The following is a 23,723-nucleotide window of genomic DNA, read 5'->3' as shown; positions in this document are numbered from 1 at the left end:
GGAAACGATTTTCTCTCTGGCAGGATACCCCTATGGAGCCGCTGATTCAGATCAAACGCGAGCCGCTGGATCGCGAGGCGCTGCTGGCCGCGGTGGCCGCGCCCGAGGTCGGCGGCATTGTGATTTTCGAGGGCGTGGTACGCAATCACGCCCGCGGCAAGCAGATTCGCTACCTGGAATACGACGCCTATCCCGAGATGGCGGAGCAACAGATCCGGCTCATCGTAGAGGAAGCTCGCCGCCGTTGGGGGGCCGAACGGGTAGCGGTTGCCCATCGCCTCGGACGCGTCGAGATCGGCGAGGCGAGCGTGATCATCGTGGTCGCAACGCCACACCGCGCCGAAGCTTTTGAAGCCTGTCGCTACATTATCGATACGCTCAAGACGACCGTCCCTATCTGGAAAAAGGAAGTCAGCCTTGACGGGGAAGCCTGGGTAGAGGGCTGAGGGCGAGCGGCGGCCCCCCTCACCTGTAGGATAGCGGGCAGAGCAGAGCAGAACTGCAGCTCTCCACAGGGATGGAGACCTGTCAGGCCGGCGCCAGAGCCAGTTCCTCACGCGGGGGATCGCCTCTACTGCCAGCCCGGACCGGCCAGCCAACGGAAGAGCGCCCCTCGACCCGCTGGCCATCGATACCCCATCCGCCTGGCCAGGCCAACCGACTTCTCTCCAGTGCCGGCAAGGCCAGGAGCAGCCCACCGGTCTGGGGCAGAGGTTCATCTCGCGAGAGCTGAACAGGGGAAGAGAGGACGGGAGGCCGCCGCAGACGTATTTCTATGGTAGAATATTAGATACAAGAGAGAGGAAAAAGCCTCTCTTCTATCCAAATTGTTGCATGCAGGCAAAGGACTGGCTGGAAAGCACCCCCGGTCTCTCAACGGATGGGGGATACTCCTTGAAGCCTTCTGCTCCTGTCTCCCGACAGTCCTCAAGGAGTTTGATCGGAGGCTGCTGATGAATCTCTTTGAGAAGCAGGCACAGCTTCACCAATTCTTCGCCCAGAATCCCGTCAATGCCGCGTATCTCACAGGCGTGCTGAAGGGTCGCACGACCTTTGGGGAACTGAGCGATATCGATATTGCCATTCTTCTGATGGATCAGGTGCGCTCGGACCAGTTCCTCGATTACCAGCTCTACTTTTTCAGCGAGCTGGCCAGACGCCTGGAGACCGAGAATATCGACGTTATGATTCTCAATCAGGCCTCTTTGCTGCTCAAACTACAGGTGATTAAGTACGGCCAGATCCTCTACAGCCGCGACGAGAAGCGGCGCATCATGTTTGAGACAAAGGCGGTCATGGATTATCTGGATTTCAAGCGCTTTGACGAGATCCAGAATCAGGCCCTGAGCCGCCGCCTGCAGCAGCAACTGCTGCCAATCGACAAGGATCTGGTACAGCGCCATCTGCAGCAGCTCAGCGAGGCTATCGCCATCCTGCGCGGCCTGGGGGAGACGCAGCGCGAGGAGTTTACCAGCGATTACCGCATCTACGGCCTGGCAGAGCGCTATCTTCAGCTTGCCATTGAAGCCTGCCTGCAGATCTGCAGCATCCTGGTCGCTTCTTTCGGCCTGCGTCGACCCGAGGACTACCATGAACTGCTGAGCATCGTAGCGGCCCAGCAGCTGATCCCCAAGACGCTCGCCTACCGCCTGGAGGTCCTGACTAACCTGCGCGACGCGCTGATCCGCGACCCCGGAACGCTCAACCGTGACCTGCTCTACGATCACATCCGACAGCGCCTGGAAGACCTGGAGAGCTTTGCCGAGACGATCAAAGGTCGTCTGGAGCCATAGGAGAGCTGCGGCCCGCCACCCGGCACTGCTCGCACGAGCGAGAGGGCAAGCCGCAGGGGAAGGGAGCATACCGTCGCCGTGTGCGGCGCGCTGCATGGCGCTACACCGTGCCGCACCGCGCCGCTTCTTCCCCCGCCTGAGCGGTACTGAGCAGGAGCGGGACAAGACCAGACAGAGACTCGCTTAGTTTGTTAGTTAGAGAGAGTCACCGGCCTGGCGCAGCTCGTTTGCCTGAGCAAGGATCTCGCGGGCCTCATCGCTTCGCCCCATTTCCTGGTAGATCTGGGCCAGGGTCTCATAGGCCAGTACCAGCGAGGGGTCCAGCGCTATGGCCTGCCGGGCCATCTCCAGCGCATCCTCGTAACGTTTGACCTCGCGATAGGTATCAGCCAGGTCATTGTAATAATCGGCGTTCAGCGGGTCGGACTCGATGGCGTTCTCGTAGTTCTCGATCGCCTCCTGATAACGTTCGAGGGCATCGTAAGCGGTGGCAAGCTGATAGTACCCCTCGGCATCGTCCTGGAAGCGCTGGAGAAGCTCACTGGCCGCCGCGATAGCCTCCTCATAGCGGCCCAGAGCATTGTAGGCATCGGCCAGACCAGCATAGGCTGCCGCCAGCTCTTCTTCCTGCAGATCGTCGGCAGCGGCGATCAGTTCCTGGTAGGTGCTGGCAGCCTCTTCATAGCGTTCAGCCTCCATGCAGGTCTCTGCCAGGCCGAAACGCGCCCCCTGTCGCTGAGGATCAAGCTCCAGGGCACGGCGGTAAGCCTGTAAGGCAGCCTCCGTCTGTCCCTGCAGCGAACGCCAGTAAGCGAGCCGTTCCCAGGCCCCCGCATCCTCCGGGGCCAGAGCCACGATACGCTCATAGGCCTGGGCAGCCTGATCGCGCTCGCCCATCTGCTCATAGACCTGGGCCAGGACATCATAAGCAGCCCGCCCCTCCGGCTCCAGGGCCAGCATCTGGTTGGCGACCGAGAGCGCCTCGTCGTAGCGTCGCATATCGAGACAGATGGCCGCCAGCTCACCGTAACGGCTCGGATCAGCCGGATTCTGATCGATCTCAGCCTCTTGGGCCATGAGCCGACGCAACTGGTCGTTGATACGCCCACGCACATCTCGCAAATTGACCGAGGCCAGGGACTGATCGGGGTTCAGGATGAGAGCCTGCCGATAGGCCTGGACCGCATCCTGATAGAGGTTCTGCAGGCGATAGGCATCGCCCAGGCTGACGTAAAGCTCGTCGTTCTCGGGGTCGATCTCGAGAGCCTGCTGGAAGGTCTCAATAGCCTCCTCGTAGAGGCCCAACTCGTTATAGAGCTGGCCCAGATTGATATAGGCTTCGACCAGGCCGGGATCAAGATCGATGGCGCGCCGATAGCCGGCAATCGCTAACTCACGATCGCCCAGATATTGCTGGGCCAGAGCCAGGTTGTATCGCGAACGGGCGCTGTCAGGATTAGCCGCCACCGCTCGCTCAAAAGCGGCCACCGCCTGCTCATAATCGCCAGCCCGCGCCGCTTCGTTGCCGCGATCGGTCCACTCCTGCTCCTCACGACTGCGAACGTCTGCCGCCCCATTCTGAGCAGCAGCTCCCGAGTCAGCCGCCTGTTCCCTCTCCGGTATATCTTCCATCAGTAGCTACCCTTCTTGTTTGCTCATCAGAGCGTGCTTGCTGAATAACAGTGGCCAAGCAGCATAAGGCCTCGCGCAAAAGCACGTCCCGGCCTAGTATAACATGCCATCAGAGCTTCTTCTAGTCTGTTGTTGGCGATCAGCCGGGATGAGGAGCAAGGCAGAAGAGCCGAGGAGAGGGCAGAGGAAATCGGGCGGGCCAGCCCGTCGGCTCAGGCACAAGGTGGCTCTCGAGCAACGTCCATCCACCAATGTGAAGAGGCCGGCCCGTTCCTTCTCGCTTGGCAGCGAACCATCTTCAGCACGCTCAACACCGTACAGCCGCAGGAAGCTGTACGGTGAGCGACGGCAACGCCACATAAGACAGGCAGGAAAAGAGGGCGATGCACCAGGCTAGCCCTTCTCGGGAGACCAGGGTCGAAGGAAAGAGGATTCCCTCACCACCTTCCACAGGCCGCCGAAGCGGCTATTGGTCAGCTTTTCAGGGTTTTGCGACACGCAGTGTGACCATATATTCGTAGCGCGATCCTGGATAGAAGACTTCGCTATAGGCGATAGGCGAGCCGGTTTGGTCAAACGTCGTGCAAGTGACACGCAGACCAGGTTCATCCGGGGGAATGCGCAGCAGCTCGGCCTCGCGCGCCGAGGGCAGGGCCGCCTTGACAGTCTGCTCGGCAATATAGGGAGTCAGACCCTCCGAGGCCATCATACTGTAAAGGGAGCCTTCGCCCAGCTCCTTGGCTCGCTGATAGATACCCGTTGCCCGCGGATAGGGCAGATAGTCAACCTCATAGGCGATCGGTACCTCATCAGCGGTTCGTACGCGCACCACACGAATCGCCTGCTCTTCGTCGAGGAGGCGCAGGCGCTCGCGCACCGTCTCGGAGCCGCGCACTAGCTCGCTGACCAGCAGCAGCCCACCTGGCTGCTTGCCACGGCGGCGAATATCCTCGCTCAGGCTGGTTAGCTCGCTGAGCGTCTGCTGTACACGCGGCTCGCAGACAAAGGTCCCTTTGCCATGTTGACGATACAACAGGCCCTCATGGACGAGTTCGGTCAGAGCCTGACGCACCGTGGCGCGACTAACGCGATAGCGCGCCACCAGCTCCGGCTCCGACGGGATGGCGGTATGCGGTGCGAGATGCCCGGCGCGGATCTGCTGCTTGAGCACCTCCTTTAGCTGGTAATAGAGCGGCAGCGGGTTTGAACGTTCCAACATTGGCATAATATACAGTCCCCCCTATGTCCAGACAACAGGATTCTACCTTTTAGGCAGTCAGGATGATGAGAAGAATATATCATAAAAGCCGAAAAGCGTCGAGAGGGGAAGATACACGGAGAAGTGCGAGACAGACGGGCGGTTTTAGAAACGGCCTCTATCATCGCACTTCTCCTCCGACACTGCCTCTTGCGTTCTCCTCTTACCCGCTCAGCAAGCGGCTCAAGCGACGCTGACCTGAGCCAGGATGCGATCGATCTCGCCTTTCAGGCGCAGCGGGTGGGGGCCCACCAAGCGGGCTACCTCTCGACCGTCTTTAAAGACAATCAGCGTTGGGACGGCCTGGATCCGCAGGCGCATGGGTGTGAGCTGGTTCTCGTCGATATCCATCTTGGCAAAGGCCAGCTTCCCCTGGTACTCGTCGCTCAGCTGCTCATATGTGGGAGCGAGGGCGCGGCAGGGGGGACACCAGGTTGCCCAGAAATCGACGATCACTGGCGTCGGCGAGTTCAACACCCGCGCCTCGAAGTCGCTATCGCTGACATGGAACAGATTGGAACGCTCAGCCATTCACGTGACTCTCTTTCCCTGGAAAATGGTTGCTCTTCTTCCTTGCCTTTTGTACAAGTCAAGAAGATAGCCTCAAGGGCTTTCAGTTAGGAAAACAATGGCACCACTGCCCTTATTCCAGAGAGCCAGGCCCACCGTCTGATTATACTCGCTGGCGAGAGATCCCTGCAATAGCCTGAACCTTGCTGGCGACGAGAGTCCTACCACTCCCTGGCTGAGCAGATGACAGCCGAGCGGAGAGAGAAGCGAGCGATCTTTTTTGCTCTGGCTCCTCAACCCGCCTCGGCTCGTTGCTCGCGCCTGTTCACCTGGACGAGGGGCGGTGACAGCAGCGCCGGCAGATAGACTCGTCTTGCTGGGCGGGCGTGCTCTCCTGGCCCCATCATCCGACCAGGCTCGACCAAGGCTTTCCCAGAGCACTCCGGCGCCGGGCCGGCCCTGGCCAGCTAGCCAGCTAGCGACTATTGCGCTCTCCTCCCTGCAGGATCATGAGGAAGCGCAGGATGTAGAGGAAGAGATTCATCACCGTCACGAAGATGGCGACGGTGAGCATGATGGCATTGGGCAGGGTATCGGCCAGGTACTTGGCCCGCTGCACGTAGTAGAGCACGTAGCCGCCGAAGACGGCGATGCCAACGATGGAGATCAGCAAGCCACCGAGACCTGTGCCGAAGAGGCCAGGCAGGAAGAGGCCGATAATGCCCGCCACCAGCAAGAGAATCAGGCCGAAGAAGAGGTACTTCCCCAGGCCCGAGAAGTCACGTCGCGTGGTCCAGGCGTAGGCGGCCAGGCCCAAGGAAGAGACCGCCGTGATCAGGAAGGCCTCACCAAGAATATTGCCCATGCCAGCGCCGGTGAGCGCCATTACCAAAGGCGCCAGCGACATTCCTTCCAGGAAGGTGAACAAGTAGAGCAGGAAGAGGTTCAGCCCGTGGACATTGATCGCCAATTGCAGAATGAAGAGGACGATCAAGCCACCAAAGGCGACCAGCAGATAGGCCCCAATTCCGGCTACCTGGGCAAAGAAGGAGATACCAACAAAGGTTCCAATGCAGGCGACCAGGAAGGAGATGGCCAGCAGGAGCATGACCTTGCTGACCAGGCTTCCCGCCTGCTCGTTGACGTAAGGAATCGTCTGGTAGGGATAGGAGCCAAGCCAGCTATTGCGCTCTCCTCCCATACCGAACGGCGAATTATAGCGTGGATTATACATGCTTCACCTCACTCAGGGAAACAGGCAGCTTCCGTTGCCAGGCGGCTCCGCCGCTATCCAGACCATCGCCTGTCTCTGCGATTACGACTCAACAGCCAGAGCCGCTCTCGTCCCTAGCTTCCTTCCTCATCAAGGTATTACGCAGCCGCGGGCCTGAAGTTGTACAACCACCCTTCTCTCTGACTCCCTCCCGCCTTTTGCCGTCCCTGCCCGGTTTCAACATGGTCCTGTTCCAGAAAATGGAAACGCCCGGCAGGGCGTTTTTATTTCGCTGGCTCACGCCTCTCTGCCGGGTTGTCGATCTCCGCACTGCGCGGCTGGAAGGAGGATTCGGCAATATTGGTGATGTCGCAGGGCGGATGGTTGCTATCGGCATGCCAATAGAAAGAGCTACCCAGGGGCTTGTAGAGCAGGCCCCCGCAGCGGGGACAGCGACGCGGCGTCTCGTTCTCCTGATCCTGACTCGTCGTCATAAATCCCTTACTCCTTCTGATCAGCGCGCTATAGGAGCCTCAGTGCCAAGACCCGACTTTGAGAGGAGGAAGGCAGAAGCGGACGGGCAGGCAAACCGGCAGCTTCAATGCCGATTTTCCCTTTTGTTCCCGATTCAAGTCCAAGGTGAAACTGGAGGGAGAGCTTGACCACTTCTGCAGGGTCTGGCCGACGACGGATTGCATTTGAGCGCTCGCCTGCTCTCAGCTTCCTTTGCCCCCTCCTTCCCTGGCTCTCTCTGTCCACCAGGCCGCCTACCTCCTCTTTGGCTTTGGCCCAACTGGCCTCGGAAGGAGGTTTCAGGCAGGGCACTCGCCAGCTTGGGGGCAGACTTCCTTGCGCCCTGCCTGTCTACCCGGTCTGACCGCCGCCCCTGGTCCTGGCTGGCTGGTCGGCTGACTTTCCCTGGCTCTTCAGACAGGGGAGGTCAGGCAGAAAAAGACTTTCCCAGCCTGTCAGCGTTGCCGCGGCAGAGGCCAGCAACGAGGGGCGCTGCGGCGTCAGCGAGACAGAGAGGCATGTATCCGCAGACAAGCAGGCCATCGACCCAGCCAGTCGGATCGAGCTTGGCTGGCCAGCGTCGAGCGTGTTCGGCCTGCCCTGTCGCCTTACATGACGCTCCAGACGCCACAGATCTCGCAGTAAGCAACTCCAACTTCGCCAAAGGCCCTGCTGCGCGTCTCCCAGCGATCGTAGACAACAGCCAGGGAACCGCAATTCCAGCAGCGGGCCCGCCCACCAGCCTTACTCTCGCTCTCCAGACGGCGCAGCAGTTGGCTACGAGCCTCGTCCGCGCCGGTATAGCTGGGATTGTAGGCCAGATGCAAGAGGTTGCCCAGCGGCAGAGTAATTTCATGAGATGGCGCCGGTGGCGATGGCTGCTGGAAGGTCGCCACGGGACCGGCAGCACTGGGGGCAACCGCTGGCGTTGGCCGGCGGAAGTACTCGCGGGCCGTACGGCGGCCCCCTTCCGCAGGCACCGCCGGAAGATACTCGGGACCTTGCCGCTCGGTCAGCGGGCGTTCGCCGTTGGCGGCTGGCACTGGCGGCGCGGCGGGGCTTGCCGGCGTAGCGAGTGTCTCACTGGGCGGAAATGGCAGAGGAGCGGCCTCTCCCGACTGCGCGGGAGCCTGTGGCGCTCCCTGACGAGGAAGCGCCGCCGACGCCTGCTCACCATCCAGCGGTACAATGGGAGCCTGCTCCGTTGTCAGTGGCTCGGCTGCAACTTCCTCCCCTTGCTCCGCCACATGGTTATGGTTGTCGTTCTCTGGTTGCTCTGGTGGATTCGCGCGTCTGCGCCTCGTTACTGGCATAGGGGCAGCTCCCTCAGTAGAAGTTCTTTTCTTCTCGATGCTACGTGCACCTGCATTATATCACAGCCCTTTCAGTACCCTCAAGCAGATCGATGGTCTGCCCGCCCCTCACGTTGCCAGGCGACCAGCACGCTCCGCTTCCTTCTTTCTTCGGCTCAGCCTGTGGTTACTTACCTCTTGAAAAAGTCGGCGTTGATCTTGATGAAGTGCCGCCATTCTTCGGGCACCGCCGATTCTTCAAAGATGGCACTGACCGGACAGGCCGGCTCACAGGCGCCGCAGTCGATGCACTCATCGGGGTTGATGTAGAGCTGCTCGCTCTCCTCAAACCCCTCTTCGTTCGGCGTTGGATGAATGCAATCTACCGGGCAGACATCAACACAAGAAGCATCCTTCACGCCAATGCACGGCTGAGTGATCACGTAGGGCATCCAACTTTCCGGCGCATCAACCCCCGCCTACACCAGGCCTTAAGACGTTCATTTGGTCGGCAAGCAAGCAGGAAGGGGGGGAACCGCGCCGCCTCCTTTTCCTCTGAGATGAGCTTGATCCTCGCAGGGGCCTGGCGGTCTTACTCATGGGAAGACCAGATAGGAAGTAAGTCAGCTAGCGGTCAGGCCCCATAGGTACGTCTTCCCGATCTCGCGGTGAGCGCCCCTGACCTTCTCAGTCCTTTTAGAGAGCAGGCGCTTCGTTGCTTTGCTGGCAATGGGACCGCTTGGTGCAGGTTCGGCGCCGCCACAAGTCTCGCTTTCAATCGCTTCCCTGAGCCTATCCGTAGCGCCCACCGCCTCTGGCCGGTTCGTTCCGGGCTAGCGCTCGCTGGCTCTGTTCGATGGACAGGCTCTGATTGTAGCCTAGTTCAGTATAGAAGGTTGGCAAGGCGATGTCAATTCCAGATCGTCCCTTTCCTGAGCTTTTGCCTTCCTGAAAAGGGTTCGCTCTGGCTCTCTCACAGTTCCCTCACAGAGAGTGTGTGTATGCTTTCTCTGCTCCGATCGCTCGGCTTTGCCCCTCGCAGAGCGACCAGGAAGGGAGGGAGAGGGTACAACCTGGAGAAGGGTGGAGAAGGGAACCACACTACAGGCCAGGACTGGATGAGGGGAGCTGGCCGGGCGGGAAAGGGCTTCTTGCCAAATTGGCTTTGATCCTATAGAGTATTGGCATGAGTCAGGTTGAGGAAAGTCTGGCCTCACAGGCCGCGGAGAGACCCCCGTTGATTTTGCTGGCGCCCGCGGATTGGCAAGACTACGCGCTGCTGGATAGTGGCGCCGGCGCCCGTCTGGAGCGGCTTGGCCCTTATCGCTTTGTGCGCCCCGAGCCACAGGCACTCTGGCAGCCCGCTTTGCCTCGCCGGTTCTGGGAACAGGCCGATGCGATTTTTGCGGGCGCTTCTCCGTTGGGGGACGACCAGGAGCAGCATGGGCGCTGGCAGTTTCGCCGCCCGATCGAGTCTCGCTGGCTGGTGCGCTATAAACATTTGAGTTTCTGGGCGGCAGCCACGCCTTTCCGTCACCTGGGGGTTTTCCCCGAGCAGGCCAGCCATTGGAATTGGCTGGCCGAACTGGTGAGTCAGGAGGCCAGCCGGCGCCCGGTCCGGGTTCTGAATCTTTTTGGTTATACGGGCCTGGCTTCTTTGGCCGCCGCCAGCGCTGGGGCCAGTGTGACCCACGTTGATGCCTCTAAGAAGATTCTGGAGTGGGCCCGCGCTAATCAGGCTCTCTCGGGCTTGAGTTCGCGCCCGATTCGCTGGATCGTGGATGATGCTCTAAAGTTCGCTCAGCGTGAGGTGCGTCGCGGCTCGCGCTACGATGGGGTGATTATCGATCCACCTAAGTTCGGACGCGGCCCGCGCGGTGAGGTCTGGAAGCTGCAGGAGTCGCTTCCGGCGTTGCTGCAGACCTGCCGCTCTCTGCTGAGCGATGAGCCGTTGTTCGTGGTGCTGACAACGTATGCGATCCGCGCTTCGGCTCTCAGCCTGTATTATGCTCTGGCGGAGATGATGCGCGGCTACGGCGGTACGATTACGACGGGTGAGATGGTCCTGGTGGAGGAAAGCGCTCAGCGCCTGCTGTCAACGGCGATCTTCGCTCGCTGGAGTCGCGAGCCGCTCCAGCTCTAGGCTCCGACTCATCACCGTTCCACGGTAGGCAAGTGTTCTATGTTTTTCATCTCTGCCCGCTTGACAGCTGGTCTCTCAAGGGCTATACTCTGTCTGGCTTTTTCCAGCCTGGTCCCTGGTGGCCAGCTCAAGACATTGAAAGGAGGCCCTGATGATGAAGGTAGAGTGCTACGTTCGGCCCAACCGGGCAGAAGCGCTTCATCTCAGGGCGACCAGCCTGGCTCTTCCCTGCTTCTTCAGGCGTCAGACAGAGCTTGCACTCCCTCCTATCTGCTGCCCGCCTCATCGTTGAACTCGCCTGGTTTCGGGACTCACTCCTGTTCTGCTCCACTGGGACGCGAGCGTTTCCGCTCGTAGTCCGGGTGCGCCGACTGAACCTCTGCTCTCCCCCCGGTCCTTTGCTTTGGTAGAGAGGCCAGGACAAGGGGTGGGGTCTTTTTTTGCTTTTTTATTGATCCAATACAGCATTATCAGAAGAGGAGGCTTTTTATGACTTTGAAGTGGTCTCCCGCCGATCTCCAATATTCGCGCGATCTGGGAAACGGCCTGCGGCTGCGCTGGTCAGGTCCCGAGGACGTCGAAGAGCTGGCGCGCCTGGAGAGTGAGGTCTTTCTCAACAGCCCGGCTGATCCTCTCAACCAGCCACTGGCCTGGCATGTGCGCGAGTTGCTTAGTGGAGACCATCCGCTGATGGGGAGCCAGGATTTTGCCCTGGTAGAGGATCTGGGACGCACAGACAGGCGCGTGGTGGCCTGCGCCTGCCTCTGGCGTCAGTTCTGGGACTATGAGGACGTCCGCTTGCTGGTGGGACGCCCCGAGCTGGTGGTGAGCGACCCTGACTATCGTCAGCGGGGCCTGGTCCGGGCGCTTTTTGAGCTGCTCCACGCGCGTAGCGAGGCCGAAGGCGCTCTGGTACAGGCCATTACGGGTATCCCTTACTTCTACCGCCAGTTCGGTTATGAGTACGCGCTGGAGCTGGATGGCTATTTGACCTTTCCGGTAACCCAGATTCCGCCCGCGCCCGAGGATGGCCGAGAGCCGGTGCGCCTGCGCGCTGCCACCCTGGCGGATCTACCAGCTATTATGGCACTCTACGAGGCACAGCGGCGGCGGGAGCCGCTGGCGGTCTCGACGCCGATCGGTGAGGAGTGGTGGCGCTATCAGCTGAGCCACTGGCAGGGCTGCCGCACGGGCGAGCACTGGTTTATCCAGGTGATCTGCGGGGAGTCGGGAAACTTTCTGGGCTTTGTGGTGATGCCAACGATGCGCTGGCGCTCGGCGGTGCCAGTCATGCACTGCTTTGAGGTGATGCCAGGGGTTGATCTCTTCTCGCTATTGCCTTCTGTCCTGCGTGCGATTCTGGCCCGGGGTCGGCAGATGCCGGTGCGCAGAGAGCCTGCGGAGATCGATCATCTGCGCCTCTACCTTGCCGGTGAGCATCCGATCCGCGCGGCCCTCTTGCGTTTGCCTGATCGCTACGGCGAGCCGCTAGCTGTGAGGAGCAGCCGTCGCTATGCCTGGTACGTGCGTGTCTCCGATCTGGCCGCATTCTTGCGTCGGGTGGCTCCGGCCCTGGAGCGTCGCCTGGCTCATTCGCCGCTGGCTGGCTACAGTGGACTGCTCCGCCTGCATTTTTATGGCCGCGAACTGCAGTTGCATTTTCAGACGGGACGTCTGGAGAGGGTGCAACAGGTGGAGCGTGCCTTTGAGGCTGAGGAGGCCGATGCAGCCTTTCCTCCGCTGGTCTTTCTGCAGCTCCTCTTTGGGTATCGGAGCCTGGAGGAGCTAAGCTACGCTTTTCCTGATGTAGATGTGAAGCCTACGGCGGAGATGCTCCTGCAGACGCTCTTTCCTAAGCGGCCTTCGTGGGTTATCCCGCTGGGATGAGATACGAAGGTCCGGCTGAGGAGCCAAGCCCGGAGCCAAGGGCGGGGCGAGCAGTCGCCTGAGCGTGCCTGCTCGTCCCTGGCTGGGCCGATCGCTGAACGGTTCATGCAACTTCCAGGACACCCTGGGTGGTCTGCTCGATCAGCAGGCGAATGACCTGGTCGATGGCACCGCTCTGGCGATAGACGGCGATCTGGCGATCGGCACCTGTTCCGCGCGGATCAACCAGGAGAGCTCGCAGATAGGCCATTTCTCGCTGGCTCCCCAGCTCCTCAGCTACATCGGCGAGGAAGTCAAGCAGCTCTCCAATGGCTTCACGCATGCTCAGGCGCCGATGGTTGAGAAAGTCGATATAGGTGGCGTCGAGTCCATCGCGCATGGCCAGCCATTTGTTCTCTTCGATATAGAGGCGCGGAAGGGCAAAGGTGGTCACTCCCTGCTGATGGAGCAGGCAGAGTTTGGCAACAAGAGCCTGGCAGAGGGCCGCCAGGGCGAGGGTATCTTCCAGGGTAGCTGGCATGTCGCAGATGCGGAATTCCAGGGTGTCGAAGAAAGGATGGAGGCGGATATCCCACCAGATGCGCTTGCCATTGTCAATGGCTCCAGCCTCGATGAGATCGTCTACGTAGCGCTCAAAGTGGGCCAGGCTGGGCAAGACTTCGGGCAGGCCGCTGCGGTTGCAGCGTTTCCAGACGACGGATCGGTAGGATTTAATGCCGGTGAGCCTGCCAGCCCAAAACGGCGAGTTGGCAGAGAGAGCCAGCAGGTGGGGCAGCCAGAGGCGCGCCTGGTTCATGACGGCAATCGCCACTTCGCGGTCGGGAATGCCGACATGGATGTGCAGGCCAAAGATGAGCAACGAGCGGCCTACATCCTGTTCCTCCTCCTCTAGCTCCGCATAGCGCTCCCGCTCGGTGCGCTGCTGGTCCTGCCAGCGAGCCGTCGGATGGGTGCCGGCGCTGACCGGTACCAGGTCCTCGGCGGCCAGCACTTCGATCAGGCACCGGCGCAGCCCGCTCAACTCTTGTCGTAGGGCGGCGATATCGGGACAGACCGAGCTGATGATCTCGACAGTTGAGGCGTGCATCTCGGGCTTGATCTGCTCGCCAAAGTGGGGTTGGCCTTTCTCCAGGACGCGCTCGATGGCGCTGCACAGCTGACCACTGCGACGTTCAACGAGTTGAAATTCTTCCTCTACGCCAAGAGAAGGGCGATAAAGGATTGACCGACGTTTCATAGATGATCCTTTGCTCTTCAAAGCGACTGGTCCGGCAGAGGTGGCTCCGTCGACACGCAACGCCTTCAAGACGATCCTTCTGAATTATACTCTATTTTCTGCCTGGGACGCGAGACGACCAGGAACGCCCGGCTTGCTGCTCGCTTGCGCCAATCAACCACCCGGCGCGTTTCCGAACGAGCGCACGCACGAGAGAGCCGCAACCAGCCCGTGCTCAGAAGCGAGCTGGCCCGATATAGAGCTGGGAAAAGGCAATCTCGCTGCCTTCTTCTTCCACGTAGAGGCCAATGCCGCCGTTGACAGGGGCAGAAGGGGCAGGATCACGCAATGGAGAGGCAGCTATGGCCTGGCCATTGATGAAGAAACGCAAGAGGGGACCATGCGCGTCGATCTCCAGGGTATTGACCGCTCCCGGGCCGATCAGCAAGCTGGGAGCGGGTCCATCGGCCAGGGTCGTCCAGCGTCCGCTATAGCGCCAGACGGCATACGAGCCACCACCCCAACTGGCAACGGCGAAGACGTAATAGTGCCGCTGGTCGCTGCTGGTCCGAAAGACGACGCCATAGTAGTCCGCGTCGTTATGAGGGCCGCGCACCTGACGCGCGTTGACCGCCAGATGAAAATTATCGAAACGATGGTGGGCATAAAGAACCAGAAGGCCGGACCGGGCAGTCGTGTTGAGCAGATGATACTCGCCATCGACGAAGAAGGCGCTGGAGCCTTGAGGCCAGTCATCGGCTGCGGCCAGCAGCTGATCAACGGGGGCCGTGAGCACCACGCTGGGTTGAGGAGAAGCGACGTGGAAGCTGGCGCTGGGACCACTGGTCGCTCGCGGATGGGCAGCATGCAGGGCATAGGCGAGCGAGCCAGAGCAGAGCAGGACAAGCAGGAGCAAGACCAGCAGGAGCAGTTGCCATCTGTCGCTGAGGGCCGACGGGATGGGTAGCGCTTCCAGACGCCGAACCACTGGGGAGGGAACCCAGGTCGGTAGGAGCAGACCGTGCACACTCAGGCGCAGGCGGGCAGGTGTCTCTGGGCCGGCGATGGCCTGCTGGAAAGCTTCACTGAAGAGCAGAGCAGAGGCAAAGCGCTCCTCGGGGAACTTGGCCAGGGCTTTGCGCAGAACGTAGTCGACCTGGGGCGGGATGCGGGGGTCCAGCTCGCAGAGGGCGGGAGGTGTCTCGTGGACATGCAGCAGCGCCAGGGCGATGGGAGAGTCGGCCTGAAAAGGCGGGCGCCCGGCCAGCAGGTAGAAGAGAGTGGCCCCAAGGGCATAGATGTCAGCACGCTGATCAACCGGCTCATTGAGAGCCTGCTCGGGAGCCAGGTAGTCTGGGGTACCCAGCGGTCCTGGAAGCGGTGCCGCTTGCTCGCCTGCGGGAGGTGGCCCGGGCTGGTCCTGGTCCTCGACCTCATCCTCGTCCGGCAGCTCATCCCGCAGCAGCCGAGCGATACCAAAATCGCTCAGGAACGCCTGCCCCCTCTCATCCAGCAGGATATTGGCAGGCTTGACATCACAATGAATGTAGCCACGTCGATGAGCATAGTCAAGAGCGGAAGCTATCTGCTCCAGATAGCTGGCAGCCCGCTCTAAGGAAAGGGGGCCGTGCCGACGCACGTAGTGGGCCAGAGTCCCCCCGGGCATATAGGGCATCACAAGATAAGCCAGGCCGGATTCCTCGCCCCAGGCATAGATGGGCAAGATGTGCGGGTGTTGCAGACGGCTGGCGGCCTGGGCTTCCTGCAGAAAGCGACGGTGGAACTCGGCACGCGCGGCCCGTGTCAGGTGTGGACGCGGGAGAAAGACCTTGAGGGCCACGGGCGAAGGGGAGGTCGTCGGCTCCTTGCTGCGCGCCAGGTAAACGGCGCTGGTTCCTCCATAGCCGAGCAGCTTTTCAAGCACATAGCTCCCCAGGGTCTGCCCGATCAGTTCCTGACCCCTGATGTGCAACACTTCGCGGCTCCTCTTCCCTCCGCCTCGGACTGGGCCGCGCCCCGCCCATCTCGGCGGTGGCCCGGCCCCTCTCAGACTCAGATCCGAGGTAGGTTGTGCGTGCAGATAGATCGTCGTTATCCGTCTGGGCCAGCCGCCCGGCGTGCCGGGGCAAGGGCCGCAAGACAGAGTTTGGGCCTGGGCCGAGCCTGGACATGCCGAGCAAGACCAGGCTCAGCCAGGCAGACTCAAGCGAGCCGCCCCGCCTAGAGGCAGAACTCGCCGTCGCGCATAATCAGGCGTCCGTCGACCTCAATGGTGCAAGTCGTCGGGACAACATCGACGTGAATGCGGGCATCCCAGTCAGCCCCGGTATACTCTGGATAAGGGTTGCCAAAGGCCACATGCAGGCCGGGGATCTTCTCATCCTGGAGCAGATTGCCAACTGGCTCCTTGAGGCTGACCAGGGTCCCAATAGCGAATTCGCCCACACGATTCCCATTAGGGACCGAGAAGAGATAATCGCGCAGCTCCTTGGCGACCGCCGCGTCCTCGCTGGTGACCTCGGTGGCGTAGCCGTGCTTGATGGTGATGCGCACAGGGTGCTTGAGAACACCATACTTGGCAGAGAAGAAGTCGCCGAGGACGTCGCAGACGATCACGCCATTAACGTCCGCGGGAGCGGTGAAGACCTCGCCCTCAGGCAGGTTGCCCCACTGCCCCTGCTCGTGGTAGCGCCCGTGGCAGGGGATCCACTTCCAGTGCTTATGAAACGTCGCGCTTAGCTCGCTCCCCTTGGCCGAAGTGACGTGGATGCGTTCGGCCTGGCGAACGATGTCATAGACTTTGTTGGTAATCTCGTAGACCTGATCGTAGTCAGCACACATTCCCTGGGCCATCAGCTGCTCGTCGATGCCAGGCATGTGACCATGCCGGACGCGCAGCTCCTGGGTTAGAAACGGCAACAGGGGGATCCGGAAACCGATCTCGCCCGGACGGGTCGTAGCGATGTAGAACGTGACCGTGGGATGATATTGCTGCAGGTCCTGACGCAGGCTCTCGGGAAAGGTCGTCAGTGGGCGCTTGCCATAGTGCTCCAGAAAGTGCACACTGACGGCAGCATGGCGATCAAGGGCCGCCGCCGCTACGCGCCGCGCAATGGCTCCACGTTCGTAGTCCGTTAAAATAAAGAGCCGGTCGGTCGCCGTCACCCCCATGCAGTTGAGAGCATTCTCGGCTCCGCGCTGGACCCGTGCCTCAAAACGGGAATCGGTTTGGACGTTTGTGGTTGCTCTCTGGCTCATGCTTGCTGTGCCTTCTTCCTTCACTCACTAATCTCACGACGGTCCTGGCGCTCTCTTTTCCTTTACTCTAAAGAGTAACGCAGGGATGTCCACCGATTTTCTCACCCATCATGCGGTCCTATTCCCGGCCCGGCTGCCGCACCATAGCGCGACAGCGCCATGACGGTGGGAGGCTCTGGAGAGAGAGACGCTGCCGCGCCCCTGTGGGTAACGCTTCTGGGAAACGACGGTGAGGTTGCTCTCTCTCTGTTTCCAGTATAGCGAGAAGGTGAGAACTACCGATCTAGAGGCTTGCTATACTCCATACAGAAAGACACAGCCTGCTTGTTTGTGGATGAAGCAGAGGGCACAGCGGCAACAGGTGGGCAGTGAACGAGAAGGAGCGGACCAGTGAGTGAAGATTTTCAGATGAGCGATGTGGTGAACTATCTCACGAGGCTGGGACTGCGCATCGCCAGCGTGGATGAGCGCCAGGGAGTGGTCGAGTTAGTCTTTCACGATGAGCTGGGCCAGTGGCAACTGCTGATTACGCTGCAGGGCGGTCCGCTGGGAAGAAGGCTGCTCTTTATTGTCCCCCATCTCAGCATCTTGCCGCTGAGAAGACGTCTGAGCTGCCTGGAAGCCTTGATGAGCCTGAACTATACCCTGCCGCTTGGGCGCTTCGGCCTGGATCTGGAGGATGGCGAGATACGCTTCAGTGCGAGCCTCTATCTGGGCCAATACAGGCTATCGCTGCCGGTCTTTCGCCGCCATCTCGAAGGGGTCATTCAGACGATCGTCATCTATCACAGCCTGCTGCCGCGCATCATCTATGGACAGGGCACGGCGCGGGCAGCGCTGACGGCCTGCGAGCAGGCCTTTCTGGAGAGCTATGAAGGCGCCCGTCTGCCGCTCCCGGAGCAAGAAAGGACCGGCGCCGGCGGCGAGCAGGCGCAGGAGGAGGATGAGGCGGCGCGGGCTGCCCCACTTCCTGAGCTAGATGCCGCCGAGGTACTGGCTGAGATCAGGCGCATCCTGCAGGAGGGCCAGCGGCAGGAGCGCGATGGCGGCTCTGGCGACCTCGCTTAAGGGCCCTGAGCTGGTCTGTCTGTGGCCCGGTCTGGTCTGGCCTGGCTACGGGCCGCCATCCAGGATTGGGTCGGCCACCTGTCTATTGTTTGGTTAGACCGGGCTGGCTATGGGCCTATTGCCCGGCTAGCTGAGGCACGCACTAGAAGGTCTTCTTACTCTTGTTCGAATAATGTCCATTGAGCTGCGAACGCATCGGAGGGTGCAGTGGCTCATCTTCGTCATCATCGAGGGAAGCCTCGGGCGCCATCTCCTCGAGCTGATTCAGCTGAGCGGGGTCCAGCTTGATCCAGCGGTCTGCCGTCTCTGTACCAGTGCCCGTGCGGCGGAAGGTGCTAAGACGTTTACCGATCTCCAGGGCGGCCCAGGCTAGAATCAGGGCGGCTACGACAAAGCCGATATAGCCCAGAACGGTCTCATCCATTTGACCATCTCTTGCGGCGCCCCTTAGCCTCCTGACGGAACCACCATCGTTCGTAAGGAGGCTAAGAGGCGCCGCCTCCTTCCCACATGATTGCAGTAGCTGCAGCGTTGAACTCTCCCCCACCAGGGAGGTAGCGGCTTGCGCGGCCACTGGTTGTAGTCTACCCAGGGTGACCCCGGCGCGTCAAGCCAGAAAGGGCCTTTCTCCTCTTCCGGCCAGCTCCACTGGTGAGGGAGCGAGTGCGTCTTCCGTGCCTGCAGCCAGGCCAGGTTGGGCCAGCTCAGACGGTCGTGATAGAGCCGTCGGCGTTAACCCGGATCATGATCTGCGGGAGCGGGGTCGTAGCCGGACCCTGGACAACGCTTCCCTTCTTTGCCGGATCAAAGATGGCGCCATGGGCTGGACAGACAAGCAGATGGGTGGCCTGATCATAGTTGACGGGCACGCCCTCATGAGTACAGCTGCGCGAGTAGGCCGCAAACGCTCCGCCCGGTAGGTGAATGAGCAGCCCTTGTTTGCCATCGGCGGGATTGGTGAAAGCCTGGGCGGAGTTGACAGCCAGGGCGGTCGTTCCGATGACCTTGCCGTTCTGCCTGGTGTTCGTATTCGTGCCAGAGCCACCACTGGTCTGCCTGGTCTGGCCATTGGTGGTCTGCTGCTGGCCGTTGGTGGTGCCGGCGGAAGTGGAGGCCATGCCAGAACCCTGGCCAGCATGAAAGAGACCTCCGAGCAATGACTGGGCAGCAGAGGTTCTGAGGGCCAGGCCCAGACCAGCCACAGCCAGGCCCCCGCCGGCCAACAGGGCCACGACCTGGCGCCGACGTCGCTTGCGGGCCCGCCGGGTGCCGATGGGGAGGTCGGCGGCCAAAGCCGTTCCTCGTTGCAGCAGATGGACGTGAGCGGCCTGTCCTTCGCGCTGCTCACGCGGGGCGGGTAGTACCACCGGCTCAGGCTCAGGGTTGCCAGCCACCGGGGAGGAGGTTCTGCCAGCCGAAGCGGAGACCTGCGCCTGCGACGAGGCGGGGCGCCTGGGAAGGTAGTCCTCAGGCCGACCGGACCACCAGGCAAAGCTATCGAGATCGGCATTATTGCCGCTGGGCACAGGCATGGGCGGAGCCGGGGGCATGGGCGGCACGGCTCCAGGCACGGTGCCAGGCAAAGAGACCATCTCACGTCTGGCTGAGCTTCCTGGTTGGGCGCCAACGGCGGGCGCCTCTCGGGCCAGGGGCAGAGGCCGATCTTGCCAGGCAGCGCCACCAGCCAGGGGACCAGTGGTCGGTAGCTTGCCGCTGCGTTTGACGCTGGGAAGGCGCCCGGTGATGATGGGAGGGCGCAGCTGCCAGTGACTACCGGAGCTGGTCAGCTCGTTCTCCTCGGCGAGCTGGGTCGAGAGCTGACCGCCAGTGCCAGCGGCCACAGAGACGGCTGCCGTCAGGCTGCTCTCCCGCCGCAGAGCCCGGGCATAGGCGGCGACAAAAGCGCCCGCGGAGGGGAAGCGGCGAGCCGGATCGCGCGCCAGGGCCTGGGAGAGAACCTCATCGATCTCCGGCGGCAGGGAAGGGCAGAGGTTGCGCAGCGCCGGCACAGGCTGCCTGACATGCTGCAGGGCAATCTCCAGGGAATCGTTGCCGGTGAAAGGCGGCTTGCCGCTGAGCAGCTCGTAGAGGATGATCCCCAGGGCATAGATATCGGCGCGGGCATCAACCTGTTGCTGACCGAGGACAACCTCCGGAGCCAGATATTCGGGGGACCCGAGAAAGGTGCCGGCCAGGTTGAGCAGATGGAGATAGGGATGCTCGACGCGCCGCACGCCGCGCAGCTGCAAGAGGTCGACCAGGCCGAAGCCAGCCACCGTCACATGGTGCTCGTCACCTTGCAGGACGATATTGGCCGGCTTGAGAGCCCGATGGACAATACCACGGGCGTGGGCGTAGTCCAGGCCCGCCGCTACCTGCTGCAGAACCTCCAGGGCGTACGAAGGGGCACAGCGTCCATCGCGCTTAAGGACGTGCGCCAGCGAGCCATCGGTGACATAGGGCGAAATCAAGTATGGATAGCCGAGCTGCTCGCCAAAATCGTAAATCGGCAGGATATGCGGGTGATCTAACTCAAGCAGGGCCGCCGCTACCTGGGTGAAGCGCCTGATGAAGCGGTTGCGGGCACGGACCGAGAAGTCTTCCGGGATAATGATGGCCGTAACCGCCACCGCCAGCCCGCTTACGGGGTGCCGGGCCAGATAGACGGCGCTGACACGACCTTTGCTCAGCAGTTGCTCAACACGGTACCCTCCCACCATCCGCCCCACCAGCAGATCTTCTTGCTGCGTCTCGTACATAGCATCTCCGTTCTCCGAAACTGTACCCATCGCTCGCTGGACGGGTCAGGGACAGTGTCCGGTACCTGTCGAGCGAGGAGCTGGCGCCCCGCCCGCAGCAGAGAGCAGGAACCCGGGGCCGCTTGCCCCTCCCCACAGGCAACTCGTCAGCTCGCACGCTACAGGCACTGCCCGCACGCCTGGGCCAGAGCGCAACCATAGAGTGCTTCTTCTCCACTCGCAGCTCTACCCACAACGGCGCGCAGCGCCTGCCGATCGTGCTTCGTTTGGTTGGTTGCGCGTGTTCACGGCTCCGACGTAATGAGATTACAAAGTATATCAGGGCGAGTCAATCTGTTACGCCTATTGTAGGACTTGTGGGTTATTCCCGCAGGATGATCTTCACCAGCCTTTGCCGCCAACCCGGCAGGCGGCGAGATGCGGGCAGCCGGGAAGCCGTCCGGATAGACAGGAACGGCGCAAGAGCAGCCGAGAGGCTGGCCCTCCGCCTGGAAAAGAAGGGGGCGGTCGGGGGGAGCACGCAGGAACCCGACCGCCCGCCGAGAGCGAAGCGAGAGAGAGTGCGAGGCGGGAGGCTGCGGGGGACAGCCTCCCAGACAGGAAAAGGGGAGGTCGCTTCGGTTGTCAGATTAGAACTTAAGTTCTAGATTCAGGATACCATAGAGAGGAGGAAAAGTCAAGAGGGGAAGCTTTCTTCTGAGAGGGCGCGCACAGGGCGGGCTGGGCCAGAGCAGACAGAGATGGTACAATGGGCAGAGAAGAAGCCGCTCCCTTTGTTGCTGTCTGTGGATGCTGGTCCGCGCTTCCAACAGGCAGATGGGGCGCAGCCGGTAGATGAGCACCTTCTTTCGTGGGAGCGTTGACTCTGGAGAGAAAGCGAAGAGCTTCAACTATGGCAGATGTACGACCTTTCCGTGGTATCCGCTACGCGCCAGACGCGGTAAGCGATGTAGGGCAGGTCCTCTGTCCTCCTTTCGATGTGATCTCGCCCGAGGCACAGGAGCGCTACTATGCTCGTCATCCATACAATATGATCCGTTTGGAGCTGGGGCGTGAATTTCCCGACGACACTTCGCTGAATAATCGCTACACTCGCGCGGCGCAGACCTTTGCCGAGTGGCGCAAGGAGGGCGTTCTGCGTCAGGAGGCGGAGCCAGCCTATTATCTCTATCAGCAGCGTTTCAGCTATGGGGGCCGGAGCTATACGCGCACAGGCCTGGTGGCACGGGTGCGCCTGGAGCCGTGGGACGCGCGGGTGGTCTTGCCTCATGAGCTGACGCTGAGCAAGCCCAAAGACGATCGACTGCAGCTGATGCGGGCCTGCGCCGCTAATTTTAGCCCGATCATGGCCTGGTACGAGGACCCCCAGGCCCGCTTGCGCCGCCTGCTGCAGCCCTACGCCGAGCAGGCTGAGGTCCAGGTCCGCGATGAGCTAGCCGACGAGCACCGCCTGCAGCCGATTACGGATCGGCAGCAGTTGGGGCTGATCCAGGACTTCTTTAGTCAGCGGCAGCTCTTCATTGCCGACGGCCATCATCGCTATGAGACGGCTCTGAGCTACCGCGAGGAGATTCGCGAGCTGCATCGGGGCCTGGATCCTGAGGATGGGGCCAATTTTGTGATGATGGTCCTGATCGATGTGGATGATCCCGGCCTGCTGGTGCTGCCAACGCATCGTCTGCTGACGGGCCTCTCGGCTGAGCAGCTTGAGCGATTGGCACCTGCCAATCTGGGCCGCTATTTCCAGGTTGAGCGTCTGGAGGGTGAAACCGGTCACGACGCCACTGTGATAAGCCGCCTGGCGGAGGCAGGCCAGACAGTCCCAGCTTTCGCCCTGCTCACGCCAGCGGGGAGCTGGCTGCTGAGGCTGAGCGAGGACGGGCGGGCACGTATGGCCGAGAGCGGACGGGCACCGGCCTGGAACGCCCTCGATGTAGCCATCGCTCACCGTCTGCTGTTGGAGGATTTGCTTGGGCTGAGCACCGAGGATGTGCGGGCAGGCCGCTATTTGCGCTATACGCATGAGACAGAGGAGGCTCTGGCCGCTTTGCCGCGCGGTCTAGCCCAGGCGGTGCTCTTGCTCAATCCAACGCCCGTGCGTCAGATCTGTGAGGTGGCGCGCGCCGATGAGCGCATGCCACAGAAGTCGACCTACCTTTATCCAAAGCTGGCCAGCGGGCTGGTGATTAATCCGCTCTGGTAGGGACCCCCCGACTTCGACCCGCTCGGTTGATCGGTTGGTCGGTTCTGCTCTAGAGGGAGTTGCCTGTTGAGCATGCTGAAAGCTGCAGGTTGACCAAGGCAAGGCTCCGCTCCGGTCGCGCCTGCGCTCGGCTGGAGCGGAGAGGAAGGAAGGAAAGAGCGATGACAACAACGACGACGCTGATCGCTGCTGCACAGCTTGAATCGAGTCCTTCGGCAGAGGAAAACCTGGCGAAGGCCCGTTCGGCGATCGCCCTGGCAGCTCAGCGAGGGGCGCGCCTGGTGATTCTGCCGGAGATCTTTCTGGCCTATCTGTCGCACGAGGAGTTTACGGCCTTCCATGCACGTCAGGTGGCGCAGTCTCTGGATGGCCCCTTTGTGCGAGGGCTGCGCGAGGCGGCGCGCGCCGCTCAGGTCTGGGTAGTGGCTGGGATGATCGAGACGGCCAGCGAGTCAGAGGAGAAGACCTACAACACGACGGTGGTGATCGATGAGCAGGGGCAGTTGTTGCGTGCTTACCATAAGACGCATATGTTCGATGCCTACGGTTACCGCGAGTCGGATGTCTTTGTGAGCGGCGATCGACTCTTTGAGCCACTGGAGACGCCTTTCGGGCGCATGGGGCTGTTTGTCTGCTATGAGCTGCGTTTCCCCGAGGTGGCGCGCTATCAGGCGGCGCGCGGGGTTGATTTCTTTGTGGTCCCCTCGGGCTGGGTGAACGGCCACTTGAAAGAGGTGCATTGGCGCCATCTGGTCGTGGCGCGGGCTATTGAGAATACGGCCTATGTTTTTACCTGCGATCAGGCCGGGCACCAGTTCCTGGGTCGCTCGCTGCACGTTGATCCGCTGGGGGTAGTGCTGGCCGAGGGCCATGAGGGCGAGCAACTGGTCTTTGGCGAGCTGGACAGGCAACGCCTGGAGCAGGCTCGGGCTCGGGTACCTTCGCTGCAACATCGACGCCCGGATCTCTACGGCTAAT

Annotated in this window: 19 protein-coding genes; 7 read left to right on the top strand and 12 right to left on the bottom strand. The window is 61.4% G+C overall.

Annotated features, from left to right (window positions below; genetic code table 11):
* Window positions 1-32: 32 nt before the first annotated feature.
* Both ACFMO7_RS21755 and ACFMO7_RS21750 read left to right on the top strand, forming a co-directional pair.
* The gene (locus ACFMO7_RS21755; protein ID WP_376797582.1) at window positions 33-446 is read left to right on the top strand and encodes a molybdenum cofactor biosynthesis protein MoaE; all 414 of its coding nucleotides are present in this window, start codon (window positions 33-35) and stop codon (window positions 444-446) included.
* Between the two features lie 507 nt (window positions 447-953).
* A complete protein-coding gene (locus tag ACFMO7_RS21750; RefSeq protein ID WP_376797581.1) occupies window positions 954-1,793 on the top strand; it encodes a HepT-like ribonuclease domain-containing protein in 840 nt (279 codons plus the stop codon).
* 195 nt (window positions 1,794-1,988) lie between these two features.
* Here ACFMO7_RS21750 and ACFMO7_RS21745 read toward each other — a convergent pair whose 3' ends face one another.
* From ACFMO7_RS21745 to ACFMO7_RS21715, 7 genes are all read right to left on the bottom strand, one after another.
* Window positions 1,989-3,425 carry a tetratricopeptide repeat protein gene (locus ACFMO7_RS21745; protein ID WP_376797580.1) on the bottom strand — a complete coding sequence of 479 codons (1,437 nt, stop codon included), beginning with the start codon at window positions 3,423-3,425 and terminating at the stop codon, window positions 1,989-1,991.
* 481 nt (window positions 3,426-3,906) lie between these two features.
* Entirely contained in the window at window positions 3,907-4,650 is a 744-nt protein-coding gene (locus tag ACFMO7_RS21740) for a GntR family transcriptional regulator (protein ID WP_376797579.1), read from the bottom strand.
* 216 nt (window positions 4,651-4,866) lie between these two features.
* Window positions 4,867-5,214, bottom strand: a complete 348-nt coding sequence (gene trxA / locus ACFMO7_RS21735; RefSeq protein WP_376797578.1) for a thioredoxin — start codon at window positions 5,212-5,214, stop codon at window positions 4,867-4,869.
* 454 nt (window positions 5,215-5,668) lie between these two features.
* Window positions 5,669-6,427 carry a Bax inhibitor-1 family protein gene (locus ACFMO7_RS21730; protein ID WP_376797577.1) on the bottom strand — a complete coding sequence of 253 codons (759 nt, stop codon included), beginning with the start codon at window positions 6,425-6,427 and terminating at the stop codon, window positions 5,669-5,671.
* Window positions 6,428-6,690: 263 nt separating this feature from the next.
* On the bottom strand, window positions 6,691-6,900 hold the full coding sequence (locus ACFMO7_RS21725; RefSeq protein ID WP_376797576.1) for a hypothetical protein: 210 nt from the start codon (window positions 6,898-6,900) through the stop codon (window positions 6,691-6,693).
* A gap of 627 nt (window positions 6,901-7,527) precedes the next feature.
* Window positions 7,528-8,232, bottom strand: a complete 705-nt coding sequence (locus ACFMO7_RS21720) for a hypothetical protein (protein ID WP_376797575.1) — start codon at window positions 8,230-8,232, stop codon at window positions 7,528-7,530.
* A gap of 170 nt (window positions 8,233-8,402) precedes the next feature.
* Window positions 8,403-8,663, bottom strand: coding sequence for a ferredoxin family protein (locus tag ACFMO7_RS21715; protein ID WP_376797574.1), 261 nt, complete (start codon window positions 8,661-8,663; stop codon window positions 8,403-8,405).
* A 734-nt stretch (window positions 8,664-9,397) separates the two neighbouring features.
* Here ACFMO7_RS21715 and ACFMO7_RS21710 point away from each other — a divergent pair.
* Window positions 9,398-10,354 carry a class I SAM-dependent methyltransferase gene (locus tag ACFMO7_RS21710; protein ID WP_376797573.1) on the top strand — a complete coding sequence of 319 codons (957 nt, stop codon included), beginning with the start codon at window positions 9,398-9,400 and terminating at the stop codon, window positions 10,352-10,354.
* A gap of 489 nt (window positions 10,355-10,843) precedes the next feature.
* Window positions 10,844-12,241, top strand: a complete 1,398-nt coding sequence (locus ACFMO7_RS21705; RefSeq protein WP_376797572.1) for a GNAT family N-acetyltransferase — start codon at window positions 10,844-10,846, stop codon at window positions 12,239-12,241.
* A gap of 103 nt (window positions 12,242-12,344) precedes the next feature.
* Here the strand turns inward: ACFMO7_RS21705 and ACFMO7_RS21700 are convergent, their stop codons facing one another.
* The 3 genes from ACFMO7_RS21700 to ACFMO7_RS21690 form a co-directional block, all read right to left on the bottom strand.
* Window positions 12,345-13,478, bottom strand: a complete 1,134-nt coding sequence (locus ACFMO7_RS21700) for a carboxylate-amine ligase (protein WP_376797571.1) — start codon at window positions 13,476-13,478, stop codon at window positions 12,345-12,347.
* A 214-nt stretch (window positions 13,479-13,692) separates the two neighbouring features.
* Window positions 13,693-15,432, bottom strand: coding sequence for a protein kinase (locus ACFMO7_RS21695; protein ID WP_376797570.1), 1,740 nt, complete (start codon window positions 15,430-15,432; stop codon window positions 13,693-13,695).
* Between the two features lie 245 nt (window positions 15,433-15,677).
* Window positions 15,678-16,715: an aminopeptidase gene (locus ACFMO7_RS21690; protein WP_376797569.1), complete on the bottom strand. Its 1,038-nt coding sequence runs from the start codon at window positions 16,713-16,715 to the stop codon at window positions 15,678-15,680.
* 390 nt (window positions 16,716-17,105) lie between these two features.
* Between ACFMO7_RS21690 and ACFMO7_RS21685 the strand changes: the two genes are divergently transcribed.
* The gene (locus tag ACFMO7_RS21685) at window positions 17,106-17,783 is read left to right on the top strand and encodes a YbjN domain-containing protein (protein WP_376797568.1); all 678 of its coding nucleotides are present in this window, start codon (window positions 17,106-17,108) and stop codon (window positions 17,781-17,783) included.
* A gap of 142 nt (window positions 17,784-17,925) precedes the next feature.
* Here ACFMO7_RS21685 and ACFMO7_RS21680 read toward each other — a convergent pair whose 3' ends face one another.
* Both ACFMO7_RS21680 and ACFMO7_RS21675 read right to left on the bottom strand, forming a co-directional pair.
* The gene (locus tag ACFMO7_RS21680) at window positions 17,926-18,207 is read right to left on the bottom strand and encodes a hypothetical protein (RefSeq protein ID WP_376797567.1); all 282 of its coding nucleotides are present in this window, start codon (window positions 18,205-18,207) and stop codon (window positions 17,926-17,928) included.
* A gap of 280 nt (window positions 18,208-18,487) precedes the next feature.
* Window positions 18,488-20,542, bottom strand: a complete 2,055-nt coding sequence (locus ACFMO7_RS21675; protein ID WP_376797566.1) for a protein kinase — start codon at window positions 20,540-20,542, stop codon at window positions 18,488-18,490.
* An 892-nt stretch (window positions 20,543-21,434) separates the two neighbouring features.
* Between ACFMO7_RS21675 and ACFMO7_RS21670 the strand changes: the two genes are divergently transcribed.
* Both ACFMO7_RS21670 and ACFMO7_RS21665 read left to right on the top strand, forming a co-directional pair.
* Window positions 21,435-22,745, top strand: a complete 1,311-nt coding sequence (locus tag ACFMO7_RS21670) for a DUF1015 domain-containing protein (RefSeq protein ID WP_376797565.1) — start codon at window positions 21,435-21,437, stop codon at window positions 22,743-22,745.
* A 161-nt stretch (window positions 22,746-22,906) separates the two neighbouring features.
* Complete coding sequence (locus ACFMO7_RS21665; RefSeq protein WP_376797564.1) at window positions 22,907-23,722, top strand: carbon-nitrogen hydrolase family protein; 816 nt, start codon at window positions 22,907-22,909, stop codon at window positions 23,720-23,722.
* Window position 23,723: the final 1 nt, after the last annotated feature.

Source organism: Thermogemmatispora sp. (assembly GCF_042408735.1).
Classification (GTDB): Bacteria; Chloroflexota; Ktedonobacteria; order Ktedonobacterales; family Ktedonobacteraceae; genus Thermogemmatispora.
Note: the sequence above shows the minus strand (reverse complement) of the source record. Positions and strands in the feature narration are given on the sequence as shown.